We start from the raw sequence: 5,957 nt of genomic DNA, 5'->3' as shown, positions 1-5,957 counted from the left end.
AGCGCGGCCACCCGCGCGGGCCAGGTCACCCAGGCATCGCGTTCCTCGCGCGCCAGCCGAAAGATCAGCGTTTCCGCACGCGCCTTGTCGACCAGGTCGCCCTTCAGCCTCGAGAGCCGGATGCGGCGCTCCTGCGCCTTGAGCACCTCGTTCGCGGTCTTGGCCTGCAGGAAGGTCGTGCCACCGCCAACGGGTGGTGCGGCCATTCCCTGCTCCTTGAGCGTGTCCCCGACCGCGGAGACCGCGGCCTCGGGCACCGGCTTCAGTTTTGACTTTGCGGCCGTGGTTGCCTTGGGCGCGGCGCGGGTCTTCGACGGGTCGGTTGTCTCGGCGCGGCGTGTGTCGGACGCCTCCGCGTCGATGCTGCCATCAGGGTGCAACACCAGTCGCCCGGCATCCTTTGCCTTCTGGATCGCCCCGCGCGACAGGCCCACGCGGGCGGCATACTGGCGTTCGCTCAGGCCCTGCATGGCTCACCCCGCGCGATATAAAGCAATGGTATTGCTGAGATTTCGGTTGATTGCACGCCGGACCGGAGCGAGTCTGATCCCACAAGCACGATGCAACTCACCACACGGAGCCACGCCATGACCAGCCTGAACCCGCAAACCACGCCCCGCCACCAGCTGCGCGCCGAGAAAGCGCGGAAAAACAAGGAAGCCGCGCTCGCCGCCTTCATCGCAAAGAAGGCCGAGATCGACGAGATGCTCGCCCGCATGCAGGCGCTCAGCGACGACCATTTCAACTGCCATCCCGACGAGGTGGGCTGGGCCATGGTCGGCACGCTCGAGCACTACAACGGGCTGCTCAAGCGCATCACCGACAGCGCTTTCGGCGAGCGCGAATACGCCGGGTAACCCCGTCGAACCTTGACCAAGGACGGCCCGAAAGCATGGTGGGCTTCACCCGGTAGAAGCTCCTGTATATCGCAGAGCCAAAACCGGAGAAGACCCATGACCCAGATCCAACTATCCGACGCCCAGTCCTTCATCCTGTCCACCGCCTGCGCGCGCGACGAGGGGGCCGTGTTTCACGTCACCACCACCCTCAAGGGCGGCGCGGTCGGCAATGTCTGCAAGAGCCTGCTGAAACGCGGGCTGATCGAGGAAATCGAAGCGACCGATCTCAACACCGTCTGGCGGCACGACGAAGAGCGCGGACCCATCACCCTGCGCGCGACGCCGCTGGCCTACAGCACCCTCGGCATCGCGGACGCGCCCGACGTGCAGAACGACGACCAGCCGGAGCCGGAGCCCGAGGCCACACCGCAGCCGGTGCGCCGCCGCAGCGGAACCAAGCAAGAGGCGCTGATCGCGATGCTTCGCGCCGACGGTGGCGCGACCATCGACGAGATTGTCGCCCCCACGGGCTGGCAGCCTCATACCGTGAGGGGGGCGATGTCCAGTGCGCTGAAGAAGAAGCTTGGATTGATCATCACCTCAGAGAAGGTTGAGGGGCGCGGGCGTTGCTACAGCCTGCCTGACAATGCATGACCAGCAGCAAGTCTCGCTGACGGATTAACGACGTCGCTTGCAGCGTTGGTATTGTTGGATTCCGCTGGAGGAGACCCGACAGGGAACACCCGTTAAACTCGACAGGTTCATGAAATGGCATCAGTGGAAGCGGGCGAGCGCGCTGTGCTCACCCGCTTGCCAATCTACTTGACCTTATTGGCTTTCTTCGCGCCGAGCGAAACTGGTTTCTCCGCGCCGGAATTGGCCGTCGCCAAGGTCTTGGGCTTCTCCTGCTTCGGCTTCTTAACTTCCTTGTTTCCGCGCTTGCTGTCGCCTTTTCCCATCACGTCCTCGCTGGTTGTTTAACCGGCCCGGCAACATGCCGGACGGACCGATCTCAGGAAAATCATGGTTACCTGATGCGCATCAGGGCGATGATCTTGATGAGTAGCGTGCAATCTCCGATAGAGTGCAGACGCATCAGCAGAAGATATGCTCCCGGCCGCGCCACCACAAGGTTCACATGTGATGAGACTTCAAGATGGCAGCGAATGATTGCTTCCGGCTTCCAGTAGCGCGCAGAAAATCCGGGCGTCGTCGAGCGAACCGCGCCTACCGCGAACGTATCGTTTGCCATCCAAGAGCTGATCGACCCTATCGCGCTTGGACCGCTTCGAACAGCCGTCGCAGCAGGTAGATGCGCGCCAGCGACACGCCGACGAATACCAGCCCTAGGCCCAAATGCTCCGCAAGCCCCGTCTCGATCGCGAACCACGGGAACACGACGATCTGTGTGGCGATGGCCAGAACGTAGCCGACGACGACATTCGTCGCCGCCTCGATTAGCGACATCATGCGACTCTGCCTCATCGCGCTCCCTCCGGCAGGCTTTCCAGAAACGCCGTCACGAATTCCGCCGCGAGCGGCGGCACGATCGTATTGCCGTAGCCCCGCAGGAGCCCCATGCGGGCGGGTATCCCATCAGCCAGCGGGAATGTTCCGGGTTCAACGGGCCGCCAGCGGCCATCCCGGCAGAGGAGCTAGTCCGGATCTCGCCAAACGCTGTCCGTCGCATGGGTCCCGGCGGGGTCTGTGCCTTCGACCAGTCGACCAGCTTCATCGTCCACCGGCTGGCATCGGTGTTCCCGGCCGCGTTGTAGTTCGCCGTCGCCGGCGAGCCTGCCATCGCCGTCGGCCATCCCGCCAGCCAGACCTGTCGGCCGAGCAGCGCATTGATCGGCACCGCCCGGCATTCCGATCCGTCCTTGTGATCCCGCGCCGAGGCGGTCGCCCAGCCTGCCTGCGGCAGGGTCGAAGGCAACGGCGCCGAAGAACAGCCGCTGCCGGATGTGCGGCGCGCTGATGCCCGCAGCCGGCAGATCGGCCGCTGCGACGGCGTAAGATGCTGCTTCCAGGTCAGCCGCCAGAGCGTCGAACCACGCCCAGTCAGCCGAGCCCTCAGTCGCCGCTCCAGGCGTTCTGCCAACCCGTCCGAGCACTGCCGCGCTCGCGACCTGTTCGCCGAAGACGAGGCCGGGTCGGCAGGCGACCACGAGGCGCAGGAAGGCGGGGGCGAGGTGGCGGTCATCGTCCTGTCCCTTGCGGTGCCCGGCCTGGCTGAACGGCTGGCAGGGTGGCGAACCGGTCCAGACAGGCAGATCCTCGGCCACGCCCGCGAGGCGCAGCGCATAGGGCCAGCCGCCGATCCCAGCGAAGAAATGACATTGCGTGAAGCCCCGCAGATCGGCGGGCTCCACCTCGAGGATGGACCGCGCATCCACCTCGCCATCGGGCAGGTGCCCGGCCGCGATCAGTTCCCGCAGCCAGGCGCAGGACGCGGGATCGGCATCGTTGTAATAAACGGCCATCAGGCGGCGGCATCGGCCTTGTCGCAGAGCCGCTCGGTTTTCACCTGCGCGAAGGTCCGTCCGTCACCATCGAGTATGGCAGTTTTACCGGTCTCGGCCTGCCAGCGTTCGACGGCGACATCGACATAGGCCGGGCTGATCTCCATCGCGAAGACGCGGCGGCCATTGGCCTCGCCCGCCATGATCTGCGAGCCGGACCCGGCGAACGGCTCGTAGCAGACACCGCTACGCGCCACGTGCTGGCGCATCGGGATGCCGAACGCGTCGAGCGGTTTCGGCGTCGGGTGGTCGGGGCGCTCGTCCTTCGTGAAACTGGGCATCTCCCATGTCGAGGGCAGCGTCTGCTCCGCGATCTTCGGCGGGCGATTGGGGCGGCGCCAGCCCATGAAGCAGGGCTCATGCTTCCAGAGGTAATGGGAACGGGTCAGTACGCCGCGGTCCTTCACCCAGATGATCTGCTGATGCACGAACGCCCCGGCCTTTTCCCAGCAGGCTTCCAGCATCGCCTGCCGGCGCGAGGCGTGCCAGCAGTACCAGGCGGCATCGTCGGTGATCGCCTCGGCCACGGCGGCTGAGATGAACCCGTCGTAAAGCTCCGCGCCCTGCGAACTGTCGTCCCAGGTATTGCCGTAAGACTGCGACCAGTCCTTATTGCGCGTCGGATGGTTCGAGCCGTCGTAGTCGACGAGATACGGCGGATCGGTTGCGAACAGGATCGCGCGCTCACCATTCATCAGGCGGCGGACATCCGTCTCGCTGGTGCTGTCGCCACACAGCAGCCGGTGGTCGCCGAGGATCCACAGATCGCCGGTGCGCGACGCCGGGTTGCGCGGTGGTTCGGGGATCACCACCGGCGGCGTAGAGCACCCGTCGCCGCCCGCTTCCTCGTCGCTATCGGCGACATAGGCCAGCAGCTTGTCCAGCTCGCCATCGGAGAACCCGACCAGCGACAGGTCGAAATCCTCGGCCAGCAACTCGTTCAGTTCCGCCGACAGCAGCGCCTCGTCCCACGTGCCAAGTTCGGTCAACTTGTTGTCGGCGATCCGATACGCCCGCCGCTGCGCCTCGGTCAGGTGCCCGAGCACGATCACCGGCGCTTCGGTCAGCCCCAGTTGCGCGGCCGCCAGCACTTGGCCATGGCCCGCGATCAACTCGCCGTCCTCCGCCACGAGGCACGGCACGGTCCAGCCGAACTCGGCCATGCTGGCGGCCAGCTTCGCGACCTGGTCCGCGCCGTGCTGCTTGGCGTTCTTCGCGTATGGCTGCAGGCGCGCAAGCGGCCACTGCTCGATCCGTTCCGGGGCGAAGGCGAGGGTCATATCGGTGATCCTGTTCGATTGATTGCGGCGCGACGCCAGGCGCGATAGCGCTATGAAAACCTGTTACGAATCAATGGCTCGTCAGCATCCAGGCGCTGGCGCAATGGGAGGGGGACGCGGTCTCAATCCGCCAGTGAGACCGTGTTGAGACGCCTCAAGAAGGTGGGTGTGGCGGCATGTTCGGGGAGGGCATGTCGCCGCTTGCCCACGGTTAGAGCCTGCCCAGCAGACAGCTGGACTCCGCCAAGGCGGAATCCAGTGGATTGCAGGGTGGACTCCCACGACGCAGGTATCCACTTGCCCCTCGTCGATCTGCGCTGTTGATGGCACGGTCCGTTCTAAGCGAAGTGCGAAACGGGAGGCGGGATGCTGATCAAACTTCACAGTCAAGCGACAACGACACCAAAGATCAGGGCCACCATACAGGCCAGCAAGGAACCAGCGTGAATCGTTGCCGCGCGGCACGGGACCACCGAACAAACCGTATGGAAGTGGCGCAAACGCGACGGTGTTCAGGTCGCAGCCATACCCCGCAAAGCGTTGCTTGCCCGCACGCCTCATGCCAGACTCGGGACGCGAGATACAGAGATCGAGCGACTCCTTGCCGTCGATGCAGATCAGATATCTGCAATAAGATGCAGTCACTAGCGCGACGGCGGCCCGAGGTCGCGCTCAAGAGGAGGTGTAGGTTCATGACCAGACGAACGCTCCACGATGTAGTCATCGAATGCGTCCAGGGTGACATCGCCAATCAGCCCGACATGGATGCCGTCGTCAACGCCGCCAATGCGGAGTTGCGTATCGGAGGCGGCGTGGCGGGAGCAATTCACCGTGCTGCCGGTTCCGGACTGACCGAGGAATGCGAACCGCTCGCGCCGATTCGCCCGGGCCAGGCGGTCATCTCCGGCGGGCACCGCCTGCCCAACCGTCACGTAATCCACTGCCTCGGCCCGATATATGGCCGCGACGAGCCGTCCGATGGTCTTTTGGCAGCTTGCTATCGCAAGGCGCTTCACCTTGCCGAACAGAACGAGATTCGCTATGTTGCCTTTCCCGCAATCTCTACCGGCGCGTTCGGCTATCCGACGAAACCGGCGGCTCGAGTCGCGCTGAAGACGGTCGTCGACGAGTTACCACGGCTTTCCACGGTCAGCCTCATCCGCTTCGTGCTTTTCGACCCGGCGGACCTGCAGATTCATTCAGAGGTTCTCGACGAACTCACGGCGCCGTCGGCTGAGGGTTAGGCTCTGGACCCATTGATTTCAGGTGCGCTGCGTGATTCACGGCACCGAAAACGGAGCGGTGACATGTCTGAT

9 protein-coding genes are annotated in these 5,957 nt (G+C 64.6%); 4 read left to right on the top strand and 5 right to left on the bottom strand.

Annotated elements, in window-relative coordinates:
- A partial coding sequence (locus ACROSR_RS19895; protein WP_432687628.1) for a hypothetical protein occupies positions 1–470 on the bottom strand: 470 nt, incomplete at its 3' end.
- A 117-nt stretch (positions 471–587) separates the two neighbouring features.
- Here ACROSR_RS19895 and ACROSR_RS19890 point away from each other — a divergent pair.
- From ACROSR_RS19890 to ACROSR_RS19880, 3 genes are all read left to right on the top strand, one after another.
- Positions 588–857 (top strand): hypothetical protein, encoded by a 270-nt coding sequence (locus tag ACROSR_RS19890; RefSeq protein WP_432687627.1) that lies wholly within the window; start codon positions 588–590, stop codon positions 855–857.
- 96 nt (positions 858–953) lie between these two features.
- On the top strand, positions 954–1,493 hold the full coding sequence (locus tag ACROSR_RS19885; RefSeq protein ID WP_432687626.1) for a DUF3489 domain-containing protein: 540 nt from the start codon (positions 954–956) through the stop codon (positions 1,491–1,493).
- 114 nt (positions 1,494–1,607) lie between these two features.
- Positions 1,608–1,820, top strand: coding sequence for a hypothetical protein (locus ACROSR_RS19880; protein WP_432687625.1), 213 nt, complete (start codon positions 1,608–1,610; stop codon positions 1,818–1,820).
- Positions 1,821–1,866: 46 nt separating this feature from the next.
- On the opposite strand, the gene ACROSR_RS19875 is transcribed toward ACROSR_RS19880, so the two are convergent.
- The 4 genes from ACROSR_RS19875 to ACROSR_RS19860 all read right to left on the bottom strand — a co-directional run bounded on the left by ACROSR_RS19875 (position 1,867) and on the right by ACROSR_RS19860 (position 4,641).
- Positions 1,867–2,091 carry a hypothetical protein gene (locus tag ACROSR_RS19875; RefSeq protein WP_432687624.1) on the bottom strand — a complete coding sequence of 75 codons (225 nt, stop codon included), beginning with the start codon at positions 2,089–2,091 and terminating at the stop codon, positions 1,867–1,869.
- Between the two features lie 17 nt (positions 2,092–2,108).
- The gene (locus tag ACROSR_RS19870; RefSeq protein ID WP_432687623.1) at positions 2,109–2,324 is read right to left on the bottom strand and encodes a DUF7220 family protein; all 216 of its coding nucleotides are present in this window, start codon (positions 2,322–2,324) and stop codon (positions 2,109–2,111) included.
- Positions 2,325–2,494: 170 nt separating this feature from the next.
- Entirely contained in the window at positions 2,495–3,322 is an 828-nt protein-coding gene (locus ACROSR_RS19865) for a DNA cytosine methyltransferase (protein ID WP_432687622.1), read from the bottom strand.
- Positions 3,322–4,641, bottom strand: a complete 1,320-nt coding sequence (locus ACROSR_RS19860) for a site-specific DNA-methyltransferase (protein WP_432687621.1) — start codon at positions 4,639–4,641, stop codon at positions 3,322–3,324. Before ACROSR_RS19860 ends, ACROSR_RS19865 begins: the two co-directional genes overlap by 1 nt.
- Positions 4,642–5,333: 692 nt before the next feature.
- Here ACROSR_RS19860 and ACROSR_RS19855 point away from each other — a divergent pair.
- Positions 5,334–5,885: a macro domain-containing protein gene (locus ACROSR_RS19855; RefSeq protein ID WP_432687620.1), complete on the top strand. Its 552-nt coding sequence runs from the start codon at positions 5,334–5,336 to the stop codon at positions 5,883–5,885.
- Positions 5,886–5,957 lie beyond the last annotated feature (72 nt).

The organism is Roseovarius tibetensis (assembly GCF_050896375.1).
Taxonomy (GTDB): Bacteria; Pseudomonadota; Alphaproteobacteria; order Rhodobacterales; family Rhodobacteraceae; genus Roseovarius; species Roseovarius tibetensis.
The sequence above is the reverse complement of the archived record's forward strand: the minus strand, read 5'-3'. Positions and strand labels throughout refer to the sequence as shown.

What these genes read in the sequence shown, in the direction of transcription:
- ACROSR_RS19890 (WP_432687627.1), top strand. Translation starts at nt 588, where the DNA reads ATGACCAGCCTGAACCCGCAAACCACGCCCCGCCACCAGCTGCGCGCC.
- ACROSR_RS19885 (WP_432687626.1), top strand. Translation starts at nt 954, where the DNA reads ATGACCCAGATCCAACTATCCGACGCCCAGTCCTTCATCCTGTCCACC.
- ACROSR_RS19880 (WP_432687625.1), top strand. Translation starts at nt 1,608, where the DNA reads ATGGCATCAGTGGAAGCGGGCGAGCGCGCTGTGCTCACCCGCTTGCCA.
- ACROSR_RS19875 (WP_432687624.1), bottom strand. Translation starts at nt 2,091, where the DNA reads ATGGCAAACGATACGTTCGCGGTAGGCGCGGTTCGCTCGACGACGCCC.
- ACROSR_RS19870 (WP_432687623.1), bottom strand. Translation starts at nt 2,324, where the DNA reads ATGAGGCAGAGTCGCATGATGTCGCTAATCGAGGCGGCGACGAATGTC.
- ACROSR_RS19865 (WP_432687622.1), bottom strand. Translation starts at nt 3,322, where the DNA reads ATGGCCGTTTATTACAACGATGCCGATCCCGCGTCCTGCGCCTGGCTG.
- ACROSR_RS19860 (WP_432687621.1), bottom strand. Translation starts at nt 4,641, where the DNA reads ATGACCCTCGCCTTCGCCCCGGAACGGATCGAGCAGTGGCCGCTTGCG.
- ACROSR_RS19855 (WP_432687620.1), top strand. Translation starts at nt 5,334, where the DNA reads ATGACCAGACGAACGCTCCACGATGTAGTCATCGAATGCGTCCAGGGT.